At 68.5% G+C, this 22,473-nt stretch carries 25 protein-coding genes; 12 read left to right on the top strand and 13 right to left on the bottom strand.

Features of this window, described 5'->3' with window-relative positions:
* Window positions 1-11 precede the first annotated feature (11 nt).
* Genes ACLIVD_RS02055 through ACLIVD_RS02045 form a run of 3 tightly spaced genes read right to left on the bottom strand, consistent with a single transcriptional unit; the run spans window position 12 to window position 2,374 of the window.
* Window positions 12-833 carry a Cof-type HAD-IIB family hydrolase gene (locus ACLIVD_RS02055; protein WP_005248850.1) on the bottom strand — a complete coding sequence of 274 codons (822 nt, stop codon included), beginning with the start codon at window positions 831-833 and terminating at the stop codon, window positions 12-14.
* Window positions 834-877: 44 nt separating this feature from the next.
* Complete coding sequence (locus ACLIVD_RS02050) at window positions 878-1,609, bottom strand: lysophospholipid acyltransferase family protein (RefSeq protein ID WP_280781884.1); 732 nt, start codon at window positions 1,607-1,609, stop codon at window positions 878-880.
* Between the two features lie 9 nt (window positions 1,610-1,618).
* Window positions 1,619-2,374: a lysophospholipid acyltransferase family protein gene (locus ACLIVD_RS02045; protein ID WP_009477124.1), complete on the bottom strand. Its 756-nt coding sequence runs from the start codon at window positions 2,372-2,374 to the stop codon at window positions 1,619-1,621.
* A gap of 89 nt (window positions 2,375-2,463) precedes the next feature.
* On the opposite strand from ACLIVD_RS02045, the gene ACLIVD_RS02040 reads away from it, so the two are divergent.
* A complete protein-coding gene (locus tag ACLIVD_RS02040) occupies window positions 2,464-3,291 on the top strand; it encodes a hypothetical protein (RefSeq protein WP_491931860.1) in 828 nt (275 codons plus the stop codon).
* Window positions 3,292-3,390: 99 nt separating this feature from the next.
* On the top strand, window positions 3,391-4,938 hold the full coding sequence (locus ACLIVD_RS02035; protein WP_491931859.1) for a Rieske 2Fe-2S domain-containing protein: 1,548 nt from the start codon (window positions 3,391-3,393) through the stop codon (window positions 4,936-4,938).
* A gap of 52 nt (window positions 4,939-4,990) precedes the next feature.
* On the opposite strand, the gene ACLIVD_RS02030 is transcribed toward ACLIVD_RS02035, so the two are convergent.
* The 5 genes from ACLIVD_RS02030 to ACLIVD_RS02010 form a co-directional block, all read right to left on the bottom strand.
* The gene (locus tag ACLIVD_RS02030; protein WP_283332632.1) at window positions 4,991-6,178 is read right to left on the bottom strand and encodes an MFS transporter; all 1,188 of its coding nucleotides are present in this window, start codon (window positions 6,176-6,178) and stop codon (window positions 4,991-4,993) included.
* A 104-nt stretch (window positions 6,179-6,282) separates the two neighbouring features.
* A complete protein-coding gene (bfr, locus tag ACLIVD_RS02025) occupies window positions 6,283-6,768 on the bottom strand; it encodes a bacterioferritin (RefSeq protein ID WP_280781890.1) in 486 nt (161 codons plus the stop codon).
* A 92-nt stretch (window positions 6,769-6,860) separates the two neighbouring features.
* The gene (locus tag ACLIVD_RS02020) at window positions 6,861-7,040 is read right to left on the bottom strand and encodes a (2Fe-2S)-binding protein (RefSeq protein WP_009477119.1); all 180 of its coding nucleotides are present in this window, start codon (window positions 7,038-7,040) and stop codon (window positions 6,861-6,863) included.
* Window positions 7,041-7,130: 90 nt separating this feature from the next.
* Window positions 7,131-8,387, bottom strand: coding sequence for a serine--tRNA ligase (gene serS / locus ACLIVD_RS02015; RefSeq protein ID WP_105414036.1), 1,257 nt, complete (start codon window positions 8,385-8,387; stop codon window positions 7,131-7,133).
* A 33-nt stretch (window positions 8,388-8,420) separates the two neighbouring features.
* Complete coding sequence (locus ACLIVD_RS02010; RefSeq protein ID WP_280781891.1) at window positions 8,421-8,840, bottom strand: ankyrin repeat domain-containing protein; 420 nt, start codon at window positions 8,838-8,840, stop codon at window positions 8,421-8,423.
* A gap of 81 nt (window positions 8,841-8,921) precedes the next feature.
* Between ACLIVD_RS02010 and ACLIVD_RS02005 the strand changes: the two genes are divergently transcribed.
* From ACLIVD_RS02005 to ACLIVD_RS01985, 5 genes are all read left to right on the top strand, one after another.
* Entirely contained in the window at window positions 8,922-10,028 is a 1,107-nt protein-coding gene (locus ACLIVD_RS02005) for a septum formation family protein (protein WP_280781892.1), read from the top strand.
* 1 nt (window position 10,029) lies between these two features.
* Complete coding sequence (locus tag ACLIVD_RS02000; RefSeq protein ID WP_491931858.1) at window positions 10,030-10,380, top strand: metallopeptidase family protein; 351 nt, start codon at window positions 10,030-10,032, stop codon at window positions 10,378-10,380.
* A 149-nt stretch (window positions 10,381-10,529) separates the two neighbouring features.
* Window positions 10,530-10,835: a PE family protein gene (locus ACLIVD_RS01995; protein WP_144284647.1), complete on the top strand. Its 306-nt coding sequence runs from the start codon at window positions 10,530-10,532 to the stop codon at window positions 10,833-10,835.
* 34 nt (window positions 10,836-10,869) lie between these two features.
* Complete coding sequence (locus tag ACLIVD_RS01990; protein WP_477950792.1) at window positions 10,870-12,066, top strand: PPE domain-containing protein; 1,197 nt, start codon at window positions 10,870-10,872, stop codon at window positions 12,064-12,066.
* Window positions 12,063-12,857, top strand: coding sequence for an ESX secretion-associated protein EspG (locus ACLIVD_RS01985; protein WP_491931857.1), 795 nt, complete (start codon window positions 12,063-12,065; stop codon window positions 12,855-12,857). The genes ACLIVD_RS01990 and ACLIVD_RS01985 overlap by 4 nt, the downstream gene beginning before the upstream one ends.
* Window position 12,858: 1 nt before the next feature.
* Here the strand turns inward: ACLIVD_RS01985 and ACLIVD_RS01980 are convergent, their stop codons facing one another.
* Genes ACLIVD_RS01980 through ACLIVD_RS01965 form a run of 4 tightly spaced genes read right to left on the bottom strand, consistent with a single transcriptional unit; the run spans window position 12,859 to window position 16,651 of the window.
* Window positions 12,859-14,262 (bottom strand): lipase maturation factor family protein, encoded by a 1,404-nt coding sequence (locus ACLIVD_RS01980; RefSeq protein ID WP_491931855.1) that lies wholly within the window; start codon window positions 14,260-14,262, stop codon window positions 12,859-12,861.
* A 55-nt stretch (window positions 14,263-14,317) separates the two neighbouring features.
* Window positions 14,318-14,989, bottom strand: coding sequence for a histidine phosphatase family protein (locus tag ACLIVD_RS01975; protein WP_378471853.1), 672 nt, complete (start codon window positions 14,987-14,989; stop codon window positions 14,318-14,320).
* Window positions 14,986-15,903: a prephenate dehydratase gene (gene pheA, locus ACLIVD_RS01970; RefSeq protein WP_283332624.1), complete on the bottom strand. Its 918-nt coding sequence runs from the start codon at window positions 15,901-15,903 to the stop codon at window positions 14,986-14,988. The genes ACLIVD_RS01975 and pheA overlap by 4 nt, the downstream gene beginning before the upstream one ends.
* 55 nt (window positions 15,904-15,958) lie before the next feature.
* Complete coding sequence (locus ACLIVD_RS01965; RefSeq protein WP_491931854.1) at window positions 15,959-16,651, bottom strand: hypothetical protein; 693 nt, start codon at window positions 16,649-16,651, stop codon at window positions 15,959-15,961.
* A gap of 116 nt (window positions 16,652-16,767) precedes the next feature.
* On the opposite strand from ACLIVD_RS01965, the gene ACLIVD_RS01960 reads away from it, so the two are divergent.
* The 4 genes from ACLIVD_RS01960 to ACLIVD_RS01945 all read left to right on the top strand — a co-directional run bounded on the left by ACLIVD_RS01960 (window position 16,768) and on the right by ACLIVD_RS01945 (window position 20,439).
* Window positions 16,768-17,532, top strand: a complete 765-nt coding sequence (locus tag ACLIVD_RS01960) for a DUF2470 domain-containing protein (protein WP_283353608.1) — start codon at window positions 16,768-16,770, stop codon at window positions 17,530-17,532.
* A gap of 37 nt (window positions 17,533-17,569) precedes the next feature.
* Entirely contained in the window at window positions 17,570-18,388 is an 819-nt protein-coding gene (locus ACLIVD_RS01955; RefSeq protein WP_283332622.1) for a CPBP family intramembrane glutamic endopeptidase, read from the top strand.
* 264 nt (window positions 18,389-18,652) lie between these two features.
* A complete protein-coding gene (locus ACLIVD_RS01950) occupies window positions 18,653-19,864 on the top strand; it encodes an LCP family protein (protein WP_491931853.1) in 1,212 nt (403 codons plus the stop codon).
* 23 nt (window positions 19,865-19,887) lie between these two features.
* Entirely contained in the window at window positions 19,888-20,439 is a 552-nt protein-coding gene (locus tag ACLIVD_RS01945; protein ID WP_280781899.1) for a ferritin, read from the top strand.
* Window positions 20,440-20,449: 10 nt separating this feature from the next.
* On the opposite strand, the gene ACLIVD_RS01940 is transcribed toward ACLIVD_RS01945, so the two are convergent.
* Complete coding sequence (locus ACLIVD_RS01940) at window positions 20,450-21,640, bottom strand: lipase family protein (protein ID WP_491931852.1); 1,191 nt, start codon at window positions 21,638-21,640, stop codon at window positions 20,450-20,452.
* A gap of 228 nt (window positions 21,641-21,868) precedes the next feature.
* On the opposite strand from ACLIVD_RS01940, the gene ACLIVD_RS01935 reads away from it, so the two are divergent.
* On the top strand, window positions 21,869-22,414 hold the full coding sequence (locus ACLIVD_RS01935; protein ID WP_280781901.1) for a ferritin: 546 nt from the start codon (window positions 21,869-21,871) through the stop codon (window positions 22,412-22,414).
* The last annotated feature ends 59 nt before the right edge of the window (window positions 22,415-22,473 follow it).

Genomic DNA, 22,473 nt, shown 5'->3' with positions numbered 1-22,473 from the left:
CGCTGGTGGTCTCAGGACCACCAGCGCTCGAGTACTTTCGCGACCCCGTCGTCCCAGTTGGTGGCCGTCACCTCGTCGGCGGCGGCCTTGGCGTCGGGGTGCGCGTTCTCGACGGCGACACCCCGGCCCGCGAGGTTCAGCATCGGAATGTCGTTGGGCATGTCACCGAAGGCCACGATGTGCGACGCCGTCACGCCGAGCCGTTCCGCCACGAGCGCGAGACCCGACGCCTTCGTGATTCCCGACGCCGACAGTTCGATCAGCCCGTTGTCGGTGGAGAACGTGACATCCGCCCGGCGACCGATGTGCGGCGCCAGCGCGTCGACCATCGCCTGACTGGACATTTCCGGCACCCGGATCAGCAACTTCACCGCGGGGGCCGCGACGACCTCGTTCTCGGACATCTCGGTGTTGTCGGGGTTGAGCCAGGCGTGCTGGTAGCCGGGTGAGCTCACGAACTGCGGTGTCGCGGCGTCGTGGGCGCTGACCCCGACACGCTCGGCCGCGAGCCCGGCGCCCGGCAGCACGCGGAGCGCGATCTCCGACAGCCAGGTGAGGGTGTCGACGTCGAGGGTCGCGGCGCTGAGCACGCGGTCGCTGTCGCTGTCGTAGATGACGGCACCGTTCGCGCAGACGGCGAGCGGCGCGTAGCCGAGGCCCTCGACCACGGGATGGATCCAGCGCGGGGGCCGGCCGGTGGCCAGAACGAAGGGCGTTCCCGACGCGACCACCGACGCGACGGCGTCGCGGGTGCGGGCGCTGATGCGCTCGTCCTCCCCGATCAGGGTGCCGTCGACATCGGACGCTACAAGGCTCGGTCGGTCTGGGCTCACCCAGCCATTCTGCCTGCCGAGTCCGCGGCGCCGCCGGGGGGCCGTTACCGGGCCCGCCGTTCCTCGGCTTCGCGGCGGTCCATCTCGGTGGCCTCCTCGATGGTCGGCGCGCTACCGCCGAGTCGCCGGGGCACCCAGTACGCGCCCGCCGGATGGTCGAATCCGCCCTGAACCCGGCGCAGGATCGCGTCCATCTCCGTGTGCAGGGTCGCGGTGAGGGCCTCCGCCGGTTCTCGCGGCTCGATCGGCCTGCCGACCTCGACGGTCACCGGGAACCGATGCCGCCCAAGTTGTCTCGGCTGCCCTTTGGTGGCGATCCGATGAGCGCCCCACACGATGACGGGCACGAGCGGCACCCGGGCGTCGATCGCCATGCGCGCCGCACCCGACTTCAGTTCCTTGATCTCGAAGCTCCGGCTGATGGTCGCCTCCGGGTACACACCCACCAATTCGCCCTCGCGCAGCCGGTCCACCGCAGCGAGGTACGCGCCCGCGCCTGCGGTCCGGTCGACCGGGATGACCCCGCACCCGCGCATCAGGAACGCCATCACCGTGTTGTTCGCGAGTTCGGCCTTGGCCATCAGCCGCAGTTTGCGGTCCACCGCACCGACCGCCAGTGCCAGCTGGACGAAGTCCAGGTAGCCGGTGTGATTGACCGCGAGCACCGCACCACCCTCGGTGGGAATGTTGTCCAGGCCGACTCGCGTCATCCTCAATCCCTGGAACAGGGACAACGCCTTGGCCGTCGACTCGACAGCCGCGTAGACAGGCTCCACCGCCACCCTCTAGCTACCGGTCTCCCGGGCCCGACGGGACTGCGCCTTCGCCTCGGCGTCGGCGGCGTCCATCTTGTTCGCTTCGTCGAGCGTCGGCGCACTGCCCCCGAGGCGCGCGGGCACCCAGTACTCGCCCGCCGGGTGGTCGTAGCCCTGCTGGAGGTCGGCGAGCATCGTCGTCATCGTGGCGTGCAGCTTCGCGGTCAGCTCGGATGCGGGTTCGAACGGCTGGATCGGCTCGCCGACAGCGATCGAGATGGGAGTGTTCGTGCGGCCCAGCCGCTTCGGGAACCCCTTGGTCCACACCCGCTGCGCGCCCCAGATGACCACCGGGATGATCGGCACATTCGCCTCGATCGCCATGCGCGCGGCACCCGACTTGAATTCCTTGATCTCGAAGCTCCGGCTGATGGTGGCCTCCGGGTAGACGCCCACCAGTTCGCCGCGGCGCAGGAAGTCGACGGCCGCCTTGTACGAATCCGCGCCGGCGGCCCGGTCGACCGGAATGTGCTTGAGCGCGCGCATGATCGGGCCCGAGATCTTGTTGTCGAACACTTCCTTCTTCGCCATGAAGCGGACGTACCGCTTCACCCTGCGGGCCGGAAGTCCGGCGTAGGTGAAGTCCATGTAGCCGGTGTGATTGATCGCGATCACCGCCCCACCCGTCGACGGAATGTGCTGATCGCCCTCGACCGTGAACTTCAGCCCCTCGAGGGCGAATACGGTGCGGGCGATGCCGATGACGGTTCGGTAGACGGGTTCCACAATCGGCTAGCGTAGCCGGGTATCCGCGATCTGGCCCGCCGTCGGGGACGGACATTCGGTGGGGAGTCGAGAGAAAGGGCGCGCTGGAGATGGCTGGCAGGGGCAGGAGGGCGCTCATCGCGCCGGTCGTCGCGGTGATCCTCGGCGCGGGGGTGGCGTGCGATTCGCAGTCCGGCATCCCGACGGACGAGCCCCCGGCCGACACCGTGTCCGCGCCCACATCCGCCGCCGAGCCCACGACCACCACGCCGCCTGCCCCGGTGCCGCAGGTGATCGTCGGCGAGGTGCCCGGCAACCCCGCAGCGGTCGACGCGGTCCGCGCCTGGGCCACCGACCTTGTCACCCGGCCCGGCACCGTCCCCGCGAAATGCTGGACGCTGCCGCCCGCCCAGGCCGCCGACCAGTACGCCGACACGTCCGCGATCCTCGGGGCGCTCGCGCAACCCGGCGTCGACGGACAGTTCGCGGTGTCGTGGACCGGCGGCGGCACCACGGTGTCCGTCAAACGCAGCGAGATCGCCTCCGGCTACGCCTGCCCACACGTCCACCCCGCCGGGACCGTCGACTTCTACACCCCCGCCGACGCCGAGTACGCCGTCGCCCGATTCCTGTCGCGGGAGTCGGGCGCGCCGGTGAACAGGGCAGACACCGAGACCGCCTACCCGCTGATCTGCCCCGGCTTCAGCCCCTGGGACCCGTCCGGCACGGGCACCGGAGGCCGGCCGCCACTCCAGCTCGACCCCGACGTCCTCGCCGGGACCACGGCGTTCGCCGCCGACGCGATGACCGCCACGCCGGTCCGCGGCGACTACCTGGAAGTGTCCGTTCCCGTCACCGACGTGTCCGGTGTGACGAACACCAGGCAGGTCACACTGTCCATCGGCCCCGACGGCTACTGCCTGGGCGAAGTGACCTGACCGCACGTGAGTGGCACGGTGTGCTGGAGCGCGCATTGCCACTCACCTGGGGGGAACGCCTACTCTGGAACAGTCGCTCAGCTCCCAGGAGGCATACCAGTGCAGGTCACCAGCGTCGGACACGCCGGATTCCACATCCAGACCGAGGCAGGCTCGATCCTGTGCGACCCCTGGGTGAACCCCGCGTACTTCGGGTCCTGGTTCCCGTTCCCGGACAACACCCAGCTCGACTGGGACGCCCTGGGCAATTGCGACTACCTGTACGTGTCGCACCTGCACAAGGACCACTTCGATCCGGAGAACCTGAGCAAGCACGTCAACAAGGACGCGACGGTCCTGCTCCCCGACTACCCGGTGCCGGACCTCAAGCGTGAACTCGAGGCGCTGGGCTTCCACAAGTTCTTCGAGACCGAGGACTCGGTCAAACACAAGGTCACCGGCCCCAAGGGTGACCTCGACATCATGATCATCGCGCTGCGCGCCCCCGCGGACGGTCCGATCGGCGACTCGGGTCTCGTGGTGTCCGACGGCGAGACCACGTGTTTCAACATGAACGACGCACGCCCCGTCGACATGGACGTCCTGCACGACGAGTTCGGCAAGATCGACATCCACCTGCTGCAGTACTCGGGCGCCATCTGGTACCCGATGGTCTACGACATCCCCACCAAGACGAAGGCCAATTTCGGCAAGCAGAAGCGTCAGCGCGGCATGGACCGCTGCCGCAGCTACATCGAGCAGGTCGCGGCCACGTGGGTGGTGCCGTCCGCCGGGCCGCCGGTGTTCCTCGACGACGCGCTGCGCTACCTGAACGACGACCGGGGCGACGAGGGCAACATCTTCCCCGACCAGATCACGTTCCTCGAGCAGATGCGGATCCACGGCAATGACGGCGGCATCCTGATGATCCCGGGGTCGACCGCGGACCTGAAGGGCGGCGAGCTGACGCTCACGCACCCGATCCCGGACGCCGAGGTCGACAAGATCTTCTCCGACAAGGCCGCGTACATCGAGGACATGGCGAAGCGCATGGCGCCGGTCCTCGCCGCCGAGAAGGCCACGTGGGCCCCCGCCGAGGGTGAGCCGCTGATGGAGGCGCTCAAGGCGAAGTTCGAGCCGATCATGAAGCAGTCCGACCTGATCTGCGACGGCATCGGCTACCCCGTCGGCCTGGTGATGGGCGACGAGACCGTCGTCCTCGACTTCCCGCAGCGCACCGTCCGCCCCCGCGGCGAGAAGGACGGCAAGTACCGCTACGGCTTCCGGATCGCCCCCGAGCTGGTGCGGACGGTGCTGCGCGACGACGAGCCCGACTGGGTGAACACGATCTTCCTGTCCACCCGCTTCGAGGCGTGGCGCGTCGGCGGATACAACGAGTTCCTCTACACGTTCTTCAAGTGCCTCACCGACGAACGCATCGCGTACGCCGACGGCTGGTTCGCCGAGGCCCACGACGACTCCGCGTCGATCGAACTCGGCGGGTACGAGATCCAGCGCCGCTGCCCGCACCTGAAGGCCGACCTGTCGAAGTTCGGCGTCGTCGACGGCACCAACCTCACCTGCAACCTCCACGGCTGGCAGTGGGACCTCGAATCGGGGCGCTGCAAGACGTCCAAGGGCCACGAACTGCGGTCCACGAAGCTCTGACCCCGGCGGGCGAACGTACCCTTCGGCGCACCTGAGGCGCCGAAGGGTACATTCACCCGGCTGAGGGGGCGTCGGTTCGGACGGGCGGCAGCCACCGACGCACCAGGACCGCCGACAGCAGCACCGGAACGGCGAGTGCCGCGACGAGCGTCGTGACCGACAGCCACAGAGATCCGACGGCGACGCCCGCGTAGATCAGCACCGCGGCCACCTCACCGAACAGTCCGGCCACCGATGTGACGGTGGCGCGTGCGGGACCGGTGATCGCGTCCTGCACGCGCGCTTCCGACACGATCATCGCGTTGCCGAGGATGCCGTAGCCGACGCCGAGCGCGAGGAATCCGGGGACACCGCCGAGCAGCGCTCCCCCGCCGAGCAGGATCGCGGCGAGGGCGACGGCCCGCCCCATCGTCACGGCACGCATCGAGGCCGTGCGTCCGGCGAGTGCTGTGCCGACGACCTGACCGCTCACCGTGATCGCGACGAGCAGCGGTACGGACGCCGTCGCCGTTCCACCGTCGCGCGCGAGTAGCCCGAAGTACTCGTCGAACGCCAGGAACGCGATCAGCACTGCCGACAGCAGCACTCCGCACCGGACCACCGCCTCGCGCGTCACCTCGCCGAGGCCGGCCCGCAGCATCGAGGCGTACCGGGCACCGAGTCCCCGTCGTTCGTCCGTGGCTTCGAGAGTCTCGTCCGCCTCCTCGACCTTCGGCGCCGCGGGCAGCAGCAGGGCGAAACAGCCGTGGACCACGGTCGCGCCGACGCTGACCCACCCGACCAGTGGATATCCGCCGAGGATGTAGAGTGGTGCCGCCGTCAGGGTCGCGAGAAGGTTGCACACCATGGCGCCGGAGTTGGCGTAGCCGAGCAACCTCGCGAAGTCACCGGCAGCGCCGCGCGCCACGAGTTCGTCGTACAGCAGCGCCTCGAACGTGCCCGACTGGATGGCGCCGCTGATGCCCCACAACACGAATCCGGCGGCGAATCCCGCGTACGACGGCACGACGATCCACACGGTGAATCCGGCCGTGTACAGCACGGATGCGAACACCAGAAGGCCACGTCGAGACACGGTGTCGGCCCACGCGCCGGACGGCACCTCCGCGACGAAGGACACGACCGACCAGATGACGAACAGCGACGAGATCTGACCGACGCTCAGTCCGTGGTCGGCGAACAGCAGGTCGTACAGACCGTAGAGCGGGATGAGGTCGCGCGTGGACACGTAGCCGACCACGCGGAAGGCGAGAGAACGCTGCGAACTGGGTCAAGGCTGGGCGGCGGGATATCTCACGCGCCCAGTTTCGCACTCCGCACCGGGGGTGTCACCCCGTTTTCGGCCTATCCGACGGTCGGCGGCTGATCGACGAGCTGGGCCATGTAGAGCTGGTCGCCCATCTTGTCCATCAGTTCGATCTGCGTCTCCAGGTAATCGATGTGATCCTCTTCTTCCCCGAGGATCGTCTCGAGCAGTTTCGCCGACGTGGCATCGCCCTTGTCGCGGCACATCTGGATGCCCGGACGCAGGCGCTCGACGACCTCGACTTCGATGGAGAGGTCGGAATGGAACTGCTCGCGCAGGTCCTGCCCGATACGCAGCGGCAGCAGCTTCTGATAGTTCGGAAGCGCCTCGAGAAACAGGATCCGGTCGGTGAGGATCTCGGCGTGATTCATCTCCTCGATGGACTCCGCCCGAGTCTTGTCCGCCAGTTTGGTAAAGCCCCAATTGGCCTGCATCTTGGAGTGCAGGAAATACTGGTTGATCGCAGTCAGCTCACTGGTCAACTGTTCGTTGAGAAGAGCAATTACTTCGTCGTCGCCGCGCATGACTTCTCCGTTCGCCCCGGTTGAGGCGAACGTACCACCGGCAATATCCCGCGATGTAGAGAATCGCGGGATTCAGTTGTGCTGCGGTTTCGTCACGCGGCCACGCTGTTCGCGGCCGACCGCTCCAGAATCTCCTTCAACCGATCGACGCAGGTCCCACATCCCCATCCGGCGCCGCAACGCTCACCGATGGCATCCGCGCTGTCAGCTCCGGCGGCGCAGTGCTCGTGCACTTCGTCTTCCGTCACTGCCTTGCAGATGCACACGAACATGTGGAGCTCCTTACCAACTCGATTAGGTAAGGGTTACATCATTTCGTCGTTCGCGCAAGGGTAGCCTTCCCAAAAATCCTGGGCCTGCTTTTATGGCTTCAGGACATCCGTACCGACGAACGGCACGAGGGCCTCGGGCACCCGCACGGTGCCGTCGGACTGCTGGTGGTTCTCCAGGATGGCGACGATCCACCGGGTGGTGGCGAGGGTGCCGTTGAGGGTCGCGGCCGTCTGCGGCTTCCCGTTCTCGTCGCGGTACCGCACACCGAGACGACGCGCCTGGAACGTCGTGCAGTTGGACGTCGAGGTGAGCTCGCGGTACGCCTGCTGCGTGGGCACCCAGGCCTCGCAGTCGAACTTGCGGGCGGCCGACGACCCCAGGTCGCCGCCGGCCACGTCGATCACCCGGTACGGCACGTCGATCGCGGCGAGCATGTCGCGCTCCCACGCGAGCAGGCGCTGGTGCTCCGCGTCGGCGTCCTCGGGCTTGCAGTAGGTGAACATCTCCACCTTGTCGAACTGGTGGACCCGGATGATGCCGCGGGTGTCCTTGCCGTAGCTGCCGGCCTCGCGCCGGAAGCACGTCGACCAGCCCGCGTACCGCTTGGGGCCGTCGGCGAGGTCGAGGATCTCGCCCGAGTGGTACCCGGCGAGCGGGACCTCGGACGTGCCGACGAGGTACAGGTCGTCGTCGGCGAGGTGGTAGATCTCGTCCGCGTGGGCGCCGAGGAACCCGGTTCCCGCCATGATCTCCGGCCGCACCAGCACCGGCGGGATCATCATCTGGAAGCCGTTGGCCATCGCCTTCTGCGCGGCCAGCTGCAGCATTCCCAGCTGCAGCATCGCGCCGAAGCCGGTGAGGAAGTAGAAGCGGGCGCCGGAAACCTTCGCGCCGCGCTCCATGTCGATCAGCCCCAGCGACTCACCCAGCTCGAGGTGGTCCTTGGGTTCGAAGTCGAACGCGGGAATGTCGCCCACCGTCTCGAGGGTGACGAAGTCGTCCTCGCCGCCCGCGGGGGCGCCCTCCTGGACGACGTTGGAGATCGCCCGGTGCGCGGCGTCGAGCGCGGCCTGCGCCTCGTGCTGCTCGGCCTCGGCCTGCTTGACCTTGGCCGCGAGTTCCTTGGAGCCCTCGAGCAGCGCCGGACGCTCCTCCGGGGACGCCTGCCCGACCTTCTTGCCGAACGCCTTCTGCTCGGCACGCAGATTGTCGCCGGCGAGAACGGCGGCGCGCCGGGACGCGTCGGCCTCGAGCAATGCGTCGACCAGGGCGGGATCTTCGCCACGGGTGCGCTGCGACTCGCGGACGGCGTCGGGGTTCTCGCGGAGGAACTTCAGGTCAATCACGGCTTCAAACCCTACCGGGCGCCGCTGAGCGGCTCACTCCGGTTTCGGTTCCAGCAGGCTCAGAAGGTCCTCACGGCCGAACATGCGGGCGGCGTCGACGGCGGTCGGGTGGCCTGCCGTGGCGTCGGCACCGCCGGCGACGAGGGTCCGCACAACGGCGTCCTCACCCTTGAACAGCGCCCCTGCCAGCGGAGACTGTCCCTTGTCGTTGAGGCGGTCGACGTCGGCGCCGCGGTCGATCAGGACCTGAACGGCCACGGCGTGACCGTGGTAGGCGGCCAGCATCACCAGGGTGTCGCCGTTCTGATTGGCCAGGTTCACCGGGACACCCGCGTCGAGGTACGTGGCCAAGGACACGGCGTCACCGGATCGTGCCGTGTCGAACACGCGCCCGGCGAGCTCTTGCAGTTCAGGATCCACCGGCTCGGCGGACTGCTGAGGATCGTCACTCATGGTCGTCGAAGTTACGCCAGGTTCGAGCCGATTGCGGGAGTTGTTCTGCTTCCACGATCGGAACAGGCATTATGGAAATCGATGTCCTCAGATCAGTCGAACGGCGCCGAACCCCAGCCGAAGAATGCCGGGCAACCGGACAAGGCGCCCCGCAGCATGTCCGCGACCACGACGCGTCGCGCGCTCGCGGCCGTCGCGGCAGGTGCCGTGGTGGCGGCGATCGCCACGTTCGCGATCGCCGGCGGTTTCAACCGCAGCGAGAATCTCCCCGCGCACTCCACCGGTTCCGGACCGCAGGCGACGGGTTCGGTGGAGGGTGACGCGTTCGCTTCGGCGGCGGCAGGCGACTGCCTCGACTGGACGCCGTCGAACGATCCGCAGGAGGACCGGAAGGACGTCGCGAAGGTCGACTGCTCGGAGGAACACCGGTTCGAGGTGGCGGCGCCGCTGGATCTCAGCGTGTACCCGGGCGCCGAGTTCGGTCCGGGTTCGCGTTACCCGGGTGCGCTGCGGTTCGCCGCGTTGCGCGACGAACACTGTGTGCCCGCCGTCGACACCTACCTCGGCGCGAAGTTCGATCCGTACGGCAAGTTCAGCGTGGGTCTCATGTTCCCCAGCGAGTCCGGTTGGGCGGCGGGCGAGCGGACACTGCGGTGCGGTCTCCAATTCTCCAGCACCGCAGGGACGTTGCTGCCGTTCACCGGCAAGGTGGCCGAGCAGGACCAATCCAACATCTGGGATCCGGGCACCTGCATCGGCATCAACCAGAACGTGCCCACCGATCCCGTCGACTGCGCGCAACCCCACGCCTTCGAAGTGATCTCCGTCGTCGACCTGGCCACCCAGTTCCCCGCGTCGATGCCGACCGTCGAAGACCAGGACAAGTACCTCGAGGGTGTGTGCACGCAGGCCGCCAACGAGTACCTCGGTTCCGCCGACGCGTTGCGGAACAAGACGCTCACGCTGTTCTGGGACAACCTGGAACTCGACAGCTGGCTCGCGGGCAGCAGGCGGGTGAACTGCTCGGTAGGCAAGGAGACCGACGCCGGCGGCTTCTCGACCATCACCGGTTCGGCGAAGGGCGAGATCCTCATCAACGGCGCGGCACCCGTGCCGCCGCCGCCGATCCCGGAGGGCAGGTCGATACCGACGCCGCTTCCCGGCGCCGCTCCGGTCCCCGGGAACTGATGTGGCGGTGAGCATGCCGCCCGACCGATTCGAGGAATTGGTGGGCGACGCACTCGATCTGATCCCACCCCAGCTCGCGGCCGCGATCGACAACGTCGTCGTCCTCGTCGACGACCGCAACGACGCGGACCCGTATCTTCTGGGCCTCTACCACGGGATCGCGCTGACGGAACGGGACAGCCATTACGGCGGATCGCTGCCCGATACGATTACCGTCTATCGCGACGCCCTCCTCGAAATCTGCAGTTCGGAGGAGGAAGTCGTCCACGAGGTAGCCGTCACCGTGATACACGAGGTTGCGCACTACTTCGGGATAGAAGAAGATCGCTTGCACGAGCTCGGCTGGGGATGAACGGTTTTCCCGAGAAGAAATTCTCGGGATCGGGGGGAACCGAAGAGCGCGTTGCAGCGTCCAAGTGTGTAGGGACAGCTGCACATGCAGTTCGTTTGCCGGGGGGCAACTGCCTTCCGCCTGCCTAGGTCAAGAAGGAGTTCGACGCCATGCCAGCTCTGCACGTCGCACCTGAAGCTCTTGTCGCCGCCGCCGTGGAACTCGACGCGCTCGCCGCGCGTCTCGAGACCGCGGTCGCTCTCAACTCCGCGGCCATCCGCGTGCTGCCCTCCGGGAGCGAAGAGGTGTCTCTGCACGCGGCCGGTTACTTCAACACCGTTGCCAACACGTTCACTCCCGCTGTCGCCCAGGGCATTCTCGAGATGCGCGAGACCGCGAACACGCTCCGCACCCAGGCCGCGCTGTACGTCGCCGAGGACCTCGCGCTCGGCGCGTCCCTCGCTGCGGGCATGTGACGGCCGGCGCCTCGAGACCACTAGGAGATCAAGCATGACCATGGGACTGACAGGTGTGATCTGGTTGCCCCGAGGGGCGACCGTCAACTCGACCACCCTCGCCGCCGGCGCGGGCCCGGTGCCGCTGAGCGTGGCGAGCGCGGCGTGGACGGCGCTGTCCACGAGCTTCGTCGACGCCAACCTCACACTGGTCCGCGTGATGGCCGAACTCGCGGCCGGCTGGCAGGGTGTCTCGGCGGTCGCGGCGCTCGCGAAGATCACGCCGTTCACGGTGTGGACGGCCGAATGCGCCGAACTCGCCGCGGACACCGCAGCGAAAGCGGGGCTCGAAGCCGGCGCCTACACCACTGCCGCGCTCATCATGCCCAGCATCCCCGAGATCGTCGCCGTGAAGACCGCGAAGGCCACCGCGTATTCGACGGGTGGCGCGCTCAACGGCACCGCCGCGGCCGCGGAAGCCGCGGACCGCGCGATGGACATTCGCGCCGGTCTCGTGATGGAGGGTTACGAGGCCGCGTCGAACATCCTGGCGCTCAAACGCACGTACAGGCAGCCCCCTCGGATCGTCACGAAGGCCGATTCGAAGGAGGTCGGGACGTTCGACGAAATCCCGTCCGACGGTGAATTCGATCCGACCCGTGCCGCAGCCGCCGCACTGATGGCCGCCGGCCAGAACCCGGCCGTCACCACGGCCGCGTCGCAGGTCGGCAGCATCGCGGGCACCACGGTCTCCACCGCCACGTCGGCGGCGAGCAACATCGGTGGCGCGGCGTTGTCCGCGGTCACCGGTGGCGGCGTCACCCCGATGGTGGGCGGTGCGCCGATGATGTCCGGTGGCGCGTACGGCGGCGGCTCTGCCTCGACCAGCGCTGCGGCAGCCCGCACCTCGGTCGGTGCGATCGGCGCCGGCGCCGTAGGCGGGGCGACCCTGCCGGAAGGCTGGGGTAAGACGGACGGCGGCCAGGGCGCGCGGCCCGGCGCACCGGCAACCGCACCCGGCGGGGTGATCGGAGACGTTCGCGCCGAAGTGAACCCGGCCGCGACGGCGCGCGGCGCCACCGGTAGCGGACCGATGACGGTCGGGCGCGGCGCGGCCGGGGCGGGTTCACAGGACGAGGACGAGCGGGAGACCCCCGACTACCTGAAGAACTTCGAGCACTTCTCCGACGGGCGCACCGTCATACCGTCGGTCATCGGTGCGAACCCCGACCACCGGGAGTCCGGACGGTGATCGATCTGGGCACCCAGCCGGGCGTACCGACCCTCCCGGCGGTGACCCTGAGCCTCGACGAAATGGACTATCTCGTCGACACGCTCGCACTCGACGTGCTGCCGGTGGTGCTCGACGCCACCCCGCGGTACGACACGTACGACGCCAGGGACGCAGCGTTCCGCGGCGCCGTCGACACCCTCGCCGCCCGGGATCTGCTCCCGGGCGGCGGGGTTCACCCCGAACTCGCCGACCGCCTCCGGGTTCTCGCCCGACCGCTGTGGGAGATCGCCCTGCGCTGGTACGTCGACGGCAGCATCTCGAGGCTGTGCATCTCCCAGGGCGAAACCCTCTCGGTCCTGGCCCTGCGCGCCGGCGACACGTACGTCGTGCAGGATGCGGGCGCCGACATCTTCGCCCCCGTCATCGGAGCGCTGGGGGCCGCCGACCCGATGATCGTCGGCGTCGTCAACGCACCCACGGTGCAGCTCGGCGAAGCCTTCGATCAGGGCGGGGACGGCAAGTCGCTCGCCGCCGCCCTCACCGCACTCGGGGTGAGCGCGGTCGACGCGACCGTCCTCGGCAACGCGATGGCAGCCTGCACCACCTACGCCGAGATCGTCGGAATCGTCTACGGCGACGGACGGTACGACCCCGTGGGTGGGCCCGTCACAGTCTTCGACACGTCGGCGGGACGCATCGTCGGCACGTCCAGTGTCTCCGCGCACGGGGTGGCGTGGTCGTCGCTCAGCCCCGGCACCCCGCAGCGCCTGCGGCAGGCGCTGGAGTCGCTGGCCGACCGGCTCCACTGACCTACACCGGTTGCCGCTTCCACCACGCGCCGGTCTCGCGGCGCTCCTTCCAGGTGGTGAATTCGTACCGGTACATGCGCGCACGCACGTGTTTCGGCGGTTCCTCCGGGAACGGGTTGTACTGCAACAGCTTCAGGGTGTCGCGATCGTTCCGCAGCAGCCTCTCGACGAAACCCCGGAACCACGGTTCGGCGTAGCCGGGCGAGATCGCCGTGAACCAGAACAACCAGTCGAGCCGCAGGTGATACGGCGCGAACTGCCGCGGTCGCCGGCGAACGTCTCCCGGTTTCCCCTTGAACCCGTACTCCTTCCACTCGGAACGCACACTGGCGTGTGTGTCCGACGTGCCCTCCACGATCACCTCGTAACGCACCCGGGTGATGCTGCCGAACGCGCCGTACGTGTTGACGAAATGCCACTTGTTGAACGACGCATTCATGCGCTGCCCATGGGAGATCAAGTTGCGGATCGGCCAGTAGCTCAACACGACGACGAGAGCCGTCACCGCGATCACCAGCACGACGAAGGGCATGGGCGCCGAGTCGCCGGCGGCCGGGACGTCGACGGGCAGCACCTTCTCGTACACGCTGTCCGGGATGACGGACAGTCCCAGCACGATGGTCGTCCAGTTCAGCCACGAGAAGTTACCGCTCGCCACCAGCCACAGCTGGGTGACGATCATGATCGTCGCGGCGACGGCGGCGACCGGTTGCGGCGCGAACAGCCCGAACGGCACCACCAACTGGGCGAAGTGGTTGCCGAGCACCTCCACCTTGTGCATCGGCTTCGGCAGCTGGTGGAAGTACCAGCTGAACGGTCCGGGCATCGGCTGGGTTTCGTGGTGGTAGTACAGGCAGGTGAGGTCCTTCCAGCATCGGTCGCCGCGCATCTTGATCAGCCCGGCGCCGAACTCGAGGCGGAACAGCAACCACCTCAGCACGAGCAGCACGAGAATCGGCGGACCGACCGACGCATTGCCCAGGAAGATGGCGAGGAAACCCGCTTCGAGCAGCAACGACTCCCAGCCGAAGCTGTACCAGATCTGGGAGACGTTGACGATCGAGAGGTACAGCACCCACAGGGCGAACCACACGAGCATGCACGCCGCGAGCGGGATGACCTGCGTCAGACCGAGCAGCGCGGCGAGGGACAGTCCGGCGCCGGTCCAGCAGACCGTCTCGAAGAATCGGTCCGAGTAGTGGAAATGGAAGATGCTCGGTGAACGTCCGAATGTGACGGCGTGGAGGAAGTTCGGGATGGGCAGCATCCCGTTGCTGCCGACGAGCGGCCTGAACTGGTTTCTCGCGGCCACGAACGCGACGAGATAGATCGCGGCGAGCCCCTCGGTGACGAGCAGCCGACCGAGCGAATAGTCATCGCCAACGAACCAATCCACCGCCGTCACTCCTCGAGGACGGTTTCCTCCATCGTCGCGCAACCCCAGGGTGCGCGCAACGACGTCACCCCATCGGGTCGTCGGCGCCGGGGATCACCCGGTGTTCGAACGGTGGCTCGACGGTTCCCCAGCGCACGCACTCCCAGCCGCCGCCCGCGAGTGGTGTCAGCTCCACCGACTGCGTGTTGGCCAGATGATTGTTGGCGGCGAACAACCCGGGCACCCCGGCGAGTTGCGCTGCCACGAGCCGGATGGCGGCGCCGTGGCTGACCAGCACGACGTCTCCCGATTCCGCCGGGTCGTCGAGGTATTGCTCACGCAGGGAGTCCACGACCGGCACATACCGTTCGAGGATGTCGTGGGCGGATTCCCCGCCGGGGACCCGGGCGTCCAGTTCGCCGGTGTGCCACAGGTGGAACGTCTTCATGAACAGCTTGTGCGACTCCTCGTCGCTGCGGTCCTCGAGTTCACCGGCCTGTGCCTCGTGCAGGCCCTCCCGCACCTGGACGGCGATGCCCGACGCGAGTTCGACGAAGCGCGCCGTCTGCCGGGCGCGCAGAGCCTGCGAGGACACGAGGGCGGCCGTCGTCGCCTTCGCGGCGAGGTCGGTGCCCAGCCGTTCGGCCTGGGAGAGCCCTTCGGGTGTCAGCCGGGCACCGGGCAGCCGGGTGTCGAGCCTGCGCTCGACGTTGGCCTCGGTCTGCCCGTGCCGGACCAGGATCAGCTTGCCGCTCACGATTCCCTCTCTCCCTGACGGATTCGTTCGATCCAGTCCGCTGCGTCTCCGTCGGACGGCGGCGGCGGGCCGCTGGGGTTCGCCGCGGGCCAGGACCCGAGGAATCGCACGTGCGACTTGCGGTGAAGCGCACGGAACGCCTCGGCGACGAGCGGGTCGTCGATGTGCCCGATGCAGTCGACGAAGAAGCGGTACAAGCCGGGGGTGGTGCGCACCGGGCGCGATTCGATCCGGATGAGATCGATTCCGCGGGTCGCGAACTCGGAGAGCACACCGACGAGGGAGCCGGGGGTGTTGTGGGGTTCGAGCACGGCCGAGGTGCGGTCGCCGCCGGTGCGTGCGGGCACCTGGGTCGGCGCGGTGATGAGAACGAACCGGGTGCGGGCGCTCTTCTCGTCCGCCACCCCGTCGGCGAGGCTGCGCAGCCCGAGCCGTTCGCCGGCGAGGGCGGTGGACACGGCGGCGTCGGCGAGGCCGTTCGCCACGTCCTCGGCGGCGCCCGCGTTGGAGGACGCCGTCTGGAGTTCGGCGCCGGGGCAGTTCTCCTCCAGCCAGATTCGCACCTGGCCGGCCGCCACCGGGTACGCCCGCACGGTGCGCACCTGATCGAGCCGCTCGATGCCGGCCCCGCCGAGGATCGTGAACGCCACGTCGAGCTCGGTCTCGGCCACGATCTGCAGGCGGTCGCCCAGCGCGAGCGAGTCGAGGGTGGGCACCACGGCCCCCTCCACGGAGCTCTCGATGGGAACGACGGCGCCGTCGACGACGCCGTCGCGCACCTTGGCCAGGCTGGCGGGCGGACTCGTCGCGGCTACCCGCTCGACCGGGCCGTCGAAGGCACCCGCGGCCTCGAGCTGGGCGAGCGCCATCTCCGTGAAGGTTCCCGAGGGTCCGAAATACGCGATCTTTGGCACGCCTACGAGATTACGCACCGAGCGTTGACGGACCGGCGCATTGGCGGTGAATGTTTTACCGCAGACCCGCGTCCGCCAGCTCACGGGCGACGAGCGCCGGGTCGTGTACCTCGACCCCCAGCAGGACCTCGCGGACGGCCTCCGCGGCCTCCGGGATCAGAGAGGTGAGCCTCGTCGGATCCGGTGCCGCGAGCGCCGCCCGCACATCGTCGCCGCGAAGGGACGCGACCGTCCCGGACAGGAGCGCGAGCACCTCGGCCGTGTCGCGTGCCCTCGCCACATACCCGACGTCCGCATGCGCGAGGACGGCCAGGAAGTCGGCGACCTCGCCGATGCCGCGCCCGCTCGCGAGGCCCGGGATGCGGCCGGCGTCCGCGAGTTGCTGCGCAGTCTCGGCGAGACCGGGGTCGTCGCTGCCGTCGGCGGTGACGAACACCGCGAGCGGAGACGGCAGCCGGAGCGCGACCGCGTCGCCGAGCTGGCCCGCGGGGCAGTCGAGGTGGAACCGGACCGCCTCGTAGGAGGCCTGCTCGCTGGTGCGGAGAACGGCGGGGTCGACGTCGAGACCCACGATGATGCGGCCGGCGTCGGTCCCGGCGGCGTCGAGCAGTGCGGACGCCGGGACCACCCGCGGTCCCAGCGGGCCGCCTGCGGCCGGGCCGGTGTCCTGGGATCCGCTGAGAAGTTCGGCGAGCAACGACTGCGGTCCACGGGAGCGCGGGACACCGAGGGAGAGAGGTATAGCCACCTCCCCACCGTAATGCCCACCTCGTGGACCGGATTCGTCTCGGGGTCTTGCCATCGCCGACCCGCCCACATTAGGTTAGGGTTACCTCAGTATCGCGGAACCCTGAAGGAGGCTCCATGCCCGTCACGACCACCGGTCCGTCCACCGCCGAGCGTGTGCGTAGCTCGTGCGCACGGACCCAGGACGCGGTACTCGCCGTCGAAGGCAGCGCACCGACCGTCACGTCGGTACACCACCTGCGGTCCGGGGGCGACGTCGTGGTCGCCGTGCCCACCGAATCGGCGGCCGCCACGCTGTCCTGGCTCGCAGGTGGCGGCGGGATCCCCGCTGTGCTCGAGCTGACCGACAACTCACCACTCGCGCTGCGTGAGCCCGTGCGGTCACTCGTCTGGCTGCGCGGCAACCTCCACGCGCTCTGCGAGGCACACACCCGGACGCTGGCCGACGAGGTGGCCTCCGAGTACCCGCACCCCGGACTTCTCGACGTCGGGCACGATGCGACGCTGCTGCAACTCCGCCTCGAATCGGCGGTGGTCGCCGATTCCAGTGGCGCCGAACCCGTCGCCCTCGACGACCTGCTCGCCGCCCGGCCCGACCCGTTCTGGGAAATGGAGACCGCCTGGCTCCAGCACCTCGACGAGGACCACCGCGACCTCATCGACATGCTGTCCCGCAAACTGCCGCCCCACATGCGACGCGGACGCGTCCGCCCGCTGGGCATCGACCGGTACGGACTGCGACTGCGCGTCGAGAACGATCACGGCGACCGCGACATCTGGATGCCGTTCTCCGCGCCGGTCGACGACGCCGTCGCGCTGAGCAGGGCGATCCGGCTGCTGGTGGGATGCCCGTTCGTGAACGGACTCCGCGCGCGCGGCTGATCGGCATTCCGGTTCGGCGCGCGCTAGCGTGTGCCGCGTGATCTCGCGTGCAACGCTCGCCTCCTGGATACGGCCCGCCTCACCCGAACCGGCCGCTCCGCCGGCCACCGGGAGTGAGCGGCGGGCCCTGTGGATCGAGATCACGATCGTCCTGCTCGTCACGTTCGGGACGAGCGGACTGTCGGGACTCCTGTCGCTGTCCGAATCGCTGCTGACCCCGGGCAACCTCGCCGATCAGGCCGTCGCCCTCAATGTCTCCCGCGCGGAGAACCAGATCATCGACGTCGCCCGGCAATTGCTCGGCGTCGTGAAACTTCTCGCCTGGGGTGCGCTGGGTCTGTACCTCCTGTGGCGCAGCGGCCTCGGCCCGCGCGCCGTCGGGCTCGGCCGGCCCCGGTGGCGTCCCGACGCGACGCAGGGTGTCGGGCTCGCCGCACTGATCGGTCTGCCCGGGCTCGGCTTCTACCTGCTGGCCCGCGCAATCGGCGCCAACCTCACCGTCGTGCCCAGCACGATCGGGGATCACTGGTGGCGGCTGCCGGCCCTGATCCTGTGGGCGATCGCGAACTCCGGCGCGGAGGAAGTGCTCGTCGTCGCATATCTGATCACCCGACTGCGGCAACTCGGGTGGAGCGAGAACTCGTCGCTGCTCGCGTCGGCGGTGCTCCGCGGGACGTACCACCTCTACCAGGGTTTCGGTGGCGGGCTGGGAAACGTCGCCATGGGTCTGGTGTTCGGCCGGTACTGGCAGAAGACTGGACGGTTGTGGCCTCTCGTGATCGCCCACGCCACCATCGATTCGGTCGCGTTCGTCGGCTACGCCGCCCTGCGCGGGCACGTCGGCTGGATTCCGTAATCCGGCGGGACCAGTAAAGTCGCGTGGGTGACCGGCGACGCCCCCTATCCTCCGCTGCCGCCCCGTCCGCCCCGGCGGACGCAGGGCGGGCAGCAGGTGCCGCCGCCCCCGAACCGCCGAATGCCGCCGCCTGACCAGCGGATTCCTCCGCAGACGCGGCGGGTGCCACCGCAAGGTCCCCCGCAACAGGGACCTCCTGCGCCCCGCCCGCGCCACCCCGCTCCCCGGCAGGGTCCCCCGGCGCCGCCGTCGGAGGGCACCCAGGTGATCCGCCGCGACGATCGGGGCGCCCCGCCGCCGCCCCAGCAGGCGTGGTCGCAGGCCCCCGAACCGCAGTTGTCCCGGTCGGCACCGCCGCAGGGACCGCGCGGCTACGCGCCCACCCAGACGCCGCAGCCGTACCGGGACGCGCCGCCACCGCCGCCTCGGGTGCCCGACCGGCGTCCCCCTCGCACGCCACCACCACCCCCGCCGCTCGCACCGCCACGGACCCCGGAGCCCCCGGGGCAGCGACGTCCCAAGCGCACGCGGAACTGGGGCCGGCGCATCGGCATCCTGTTCCTGGTGCTGGTCCTGGCGCTCGCGGGCATGACGTACTACCTCGACAGTTCGCTGAACCGGATCGACGCCGTGGCCGACTACCCCGGCCGGATCGACGACACCCCCGGCACGAACTGGCTGCTCGTCGGTTCGGACAGCCGCACCGGGCTGACCCCCGAGCAGGAACAGGAGTTGTCGACCGGCGGCAACAGCGGCCCCGACCGCACCGACACCATCATCGTGGTGCACGTCCCCAGCGGCGGCGGCCCGGCGACGATGGTGAGCATCCCGCGCGACTCGTACGTGTCGATCCCCGGCTACGGCGAGGACAAGATCAACGCGTCGTTCGCGTTCGGCGGTCCGCAACTGCTGACCCAGACGGTCGAGGAGGCGTCCGGTCTGCACATCGACCACTACGCCGAGATCGGATTCGGCGGTTTCGCCGGCATCGTCGACGCGATCGGCGGCGTCGACATGTGCCTGGACACCGCGATCGACGATCCGCTCGCGGGGATCAACCTCGCACCCGGCTGCCAGGAACTGACGGGGGCGCAGGCCCTCGGCTTCGTCCGCAGCCGCGCGACCGCGCTCGCCGACATCGACCGGATGAACCATCAGCGGATGTTCATGGCGGCGTTGATGTCGAAGGCCACCAGTCCCGCGACGTGGCTCAACCCGTTCCGCGTCTGGCCGCTCGTCACCGACACCGCCGCATCGCTGCGTGTCGACGAGAGCGACCACATCTGGCACCTCGCCGCACTCGCCTGGGCGGTACGCGGCGACATGGTCACCACCACCGTCCCCGTGGGCGGTTTCGAGGACGTCGACGGTGCCGGGAACGTGCTGCTCTGGGATCACGACCGGGCGTCGCAGTTCTTCGACGCGCTGGCGAACGACCGTCAGGTCCCGGCCGAACTGGTCACCACCGGACCGTGACCGACGCCCGTAAACTGACACTCATGTCTCAATCGGCGACGAAGACCCCCACCGAGTTCCACGCCCTCCTGCTGCAGCAGATCCGCAACGAGTTCACCGCGTCCCAGCAGTACATCGCGGTGGCCGTCTATTTCGACTCGCACGATCTGCCGCAACTGGCTCGCCGGTTCTATTCGCAGGCCGCCGAGGAGCGCGGCCACGCGCTGATGATGATCCAGTACCTGATCGACAACAACCTCGAAGTGACCGTCCCCGGCATCGACGACGTGGTCACCGATTTCGATTCGGTGCGCGCCCCCGTCGCTCTGGCGGTGGAACGGGAACGCGTCGTCACGGAACAGATCACGAAGCTCGCCCGTACGGCCCGCGACACCGGCGACTACCTCGGCGAGCGGTTCATCCAGTGGTTCCTGGAGGAACAGGTCGAGGAGGTCGCGAGCATGCACACCCTGCTCACCATCGTCGAGCGTGCCGGCGACAACCTGTTCGACATCGAGGATTTCATCGCCCGCGAGATGAGCGGGAACTCACCGATCCGGCCGGGTGCGCCGAAGAGGGCGGGCGGCGGCGTCTGACCCTGTCGGGTCAGCATCGGGTGGGCGCCGGTTCGCCGCGGAACCGCGCGGCCACGTATTCGTACGCGTCCGGAAAGCCCACCACTGCCGTCGTCATGTGCTCGGATATCTCGTACGGGACGAACGTCAGTCTGGCACCGGCGGCGCAGTAGCGGTGCGCGGTCTCGGCAATCGAATCGAACGGTGTCAGCCCGTCGAGGGTGCCGTGCCACAGGTAGAGGGGTGCGGTCGGGACACCTTCGAAGTACCGCAGACTGTTGTCGCGCAGCACCTGATGCGCGCCCGAACTCGCCATGAGGCTGGTCGATGCGGCCAGCTGTCCGGCGCTGCGGAAGGCGCCGTGAAACAGGAGGAACCGGCGGCATTCGTTCGACATCCACTCGCGCAGCCACAGTCCGGTCGCGTTCAGCTGCGACGAAATCGGTAGCTGTTCCGGGTATTCCCTTTCCAAGCCGATCGCGGCAGCGAACGCGAGCCCGAACCCCGGGTGCGGATTGAATCCCAGGCCCTGGGCCATCTGCTCGAGGTCCGCGGGAATCCCACCCGCCACCACCGCGTCGAGTTTCAGCTCCGGCGCATAACTCGGGGCCAGCGCCGCGGCCCACGCGCTGGCCATTCCCCCACCCGAATACCCGGCCAGCGCCACCGGGCTGTGCGACAACCCCAGTTCGGCCACCCGCTGCACCGCCCGGACACTGTCGAGGGTGATCATGCCGCCGAGTTTCGCGGCACCGTAGGCGCCGGTCGGGCCGAGATGGTCGGGCACCGAGACCGCCCAGCCGCGTTGCAGGCCCAGATACAGGCCCGGCGACTCCTGCAGTTCCAGATTGAACAACGACCGCGACGGGGCGCACTTGGTTCCGAGCGAATTCACGATCGCCTGATACGACACGAGCGGAGGATTCGCAACACCGCGAGGAAGCAGAACCGTGGTGACGGCCAGGATCGGATGTCCCGTCGAATTCGTCGACCGGAACGCGACCTGCCACCCGTCCGAGTTCGCGTACATCCAGGTGTCGATTCGCCGCGTCCGCACGACGTCGCCGGGACGAAGGACCCCGAGGTCGGCCGGAGCGAGATAGAACGGGTCGGGATCCGGCCACGGATACAACGGTTCGGCCTGCGCCGGGGCCGGAATCGCCGCCCCCAGGAAAAGGGCACCGAGAATCAACGCTAGCCACGCACCGGATCGACTCAACATGTGTCTGCCCCTCCGGGCCGCGCCGTCAGAACGCTGTGAATCTTATACACGGGCGAGGCCCCGCCGACGTGGTTTGCCTCGTTCCCGTCGGGGATCCGCCGCCAGTTCAGGTTAGGAAAATGACATCAGAATGGTCCCGAAATTAGGTTGACTTTAGTTTGGACAAGCTTCCCAAAATTAGGTCGAACTTGGATGACACCCGCTCTGACCAGCGATATTATCCATTTCATGACTTCCACTGACGCGCACAAGACGAAATTCCACGCTCTGCTCCACGATCAGATTCGCAACGAATTCAACGCGTCACACCAGTACATCGCGACTGCCGTCTATTTCGACAACGCGGACCTGCCGCAGTTGGCCAAGCACTTCTACAAGCAGGCCGTCGAAGAGCGCAACCACGCCATGATGATCGTCCAGTACTTCCTCGACCGCGACATCTCCGTGGAACTGTCGGGTGTCGACGCGGCGAAGGGCCAGTTCGAGAACGCACGCGAGCCGATCGCCCTCGCCCTGACGCAGGAGCAGACGGTCACCGAGCAGATCGTGCAGCTGGCCAGCACCGCCCGCGAGGAGGGCGACTACCTCGGCGAGCAGTTCATGCAGTGGTTCCTCAAGGAGCAGGTCGAGGAGGTCGCGAGCATGACGACGCTGCTGACCATCGCCGACCGCGCGGGCAGCAACCTGTTCGACCTGGAGGAGTTCGTCGCACGTGAGATGAGCGGCCCCGCAGACACGTCCGGGGCACCGCACGCAGCCGGCGGTTCCATCTAGGCGGCTCCGCCACCCGTGCGCCTTTCTGGTTGTGGTTGCTACCAGAAAGGCGCACGGGC

The sequence above is a fragment of the Rhodococcus sp. G6(2025) genome (assembly GCF_058628105.1).
Note: the sequence above shows the minus strand (reverse complement) of the source record. Positions and strands in the feature narration are given on the sequence as shown.

What these genes read in the sequence shown, in the direction of transcription:
- ACLIVD_RS02010 (WP_280781891.1), bottom strand. Translation starts at nt 8,840, where the DNA reads ATGAGTGACGATCCTCAGCAGTCCGCCGAGCCGGTGGATCCTGAACTG.
- ACLIVD_RS01945 (WP_280781899.1), top strand. Translation starts at nt 19,888, where the DNA reads ATGTCTCAATCGGCGACGAAGACCCCCACCGAGTTCCACGCCCTCCTG.
- ACLIVD_RS02020 (WP_009477119.1), bottom strand. Translation starts at nt 7,040, where the DNA reads ATGTTCGTGTGCATCTGCAAGGCAGTGACGGAAGACGAAGTGCACGAG.
- ACLIVD_RS01960 (WP_283353608.1), top strand. Translation starts at nt 16,768, where the DNA reads ATGCCCGTCACGACCACCGGTCCGTCCACCGCCGAGCGTGTGCGTAGC.
- ACLIVD_RS01935 (WP_280781901.1), top strand. Translation starts at nt 21,869, where the DNA reads ATGACTTCCACTGACGCGCACAAGACGAAATTCCACGCTCTGCTCCAC.
- ACLIVD_RS02040 (WP_491931860.1), top strand. Translation starts at nt 2,464, where the DNA reads ATGGCTGGCAGGGGCAGGAGGGCGCTCATCGCGCCGGTCGTCGCGGTG.
- ACLIVD_RS01995 (WP_144284647.1), top strand. Translation starts at nt 10,530, where the DNA reads ATGCCAGCTCTGCACGTCGCACCTGAAGCTCTTGTCGCCGCCGCCGTG.
- ACLIVD_RS01940 (WP_491931852.1), bottom strand. Translation starts at nt 21,640, where the DNA reads ATGTTGAGTCGATCCGGTGCGTGGCTAGCGTTGATTCTCGGTGCCCTT.
- bfr (WP_280781890.1), bottom strand. Translation starts at nt 6,768, where the DNA reads ATGCGCGGCGACGACGAAGTAATTGCTCTTCTCAACGAACAGTTGACC.
- ACLIVD_RS01990 (WP_477950792.1), top strand. Translation starts at nt 10,870, where the DNA reads ATGACCATGGGACTGACAGGTGTGATCTGGTTGCCCCGAGGGGCGACC.
- ACLIVD_RS02005 (WP_280781892.1), top strand. Translation starts at nt 8,922, where the DNA reads ATGTCCTCAGATCAGTCGAACGGCGCCGAACCCCAGCCGAAGAATGCC.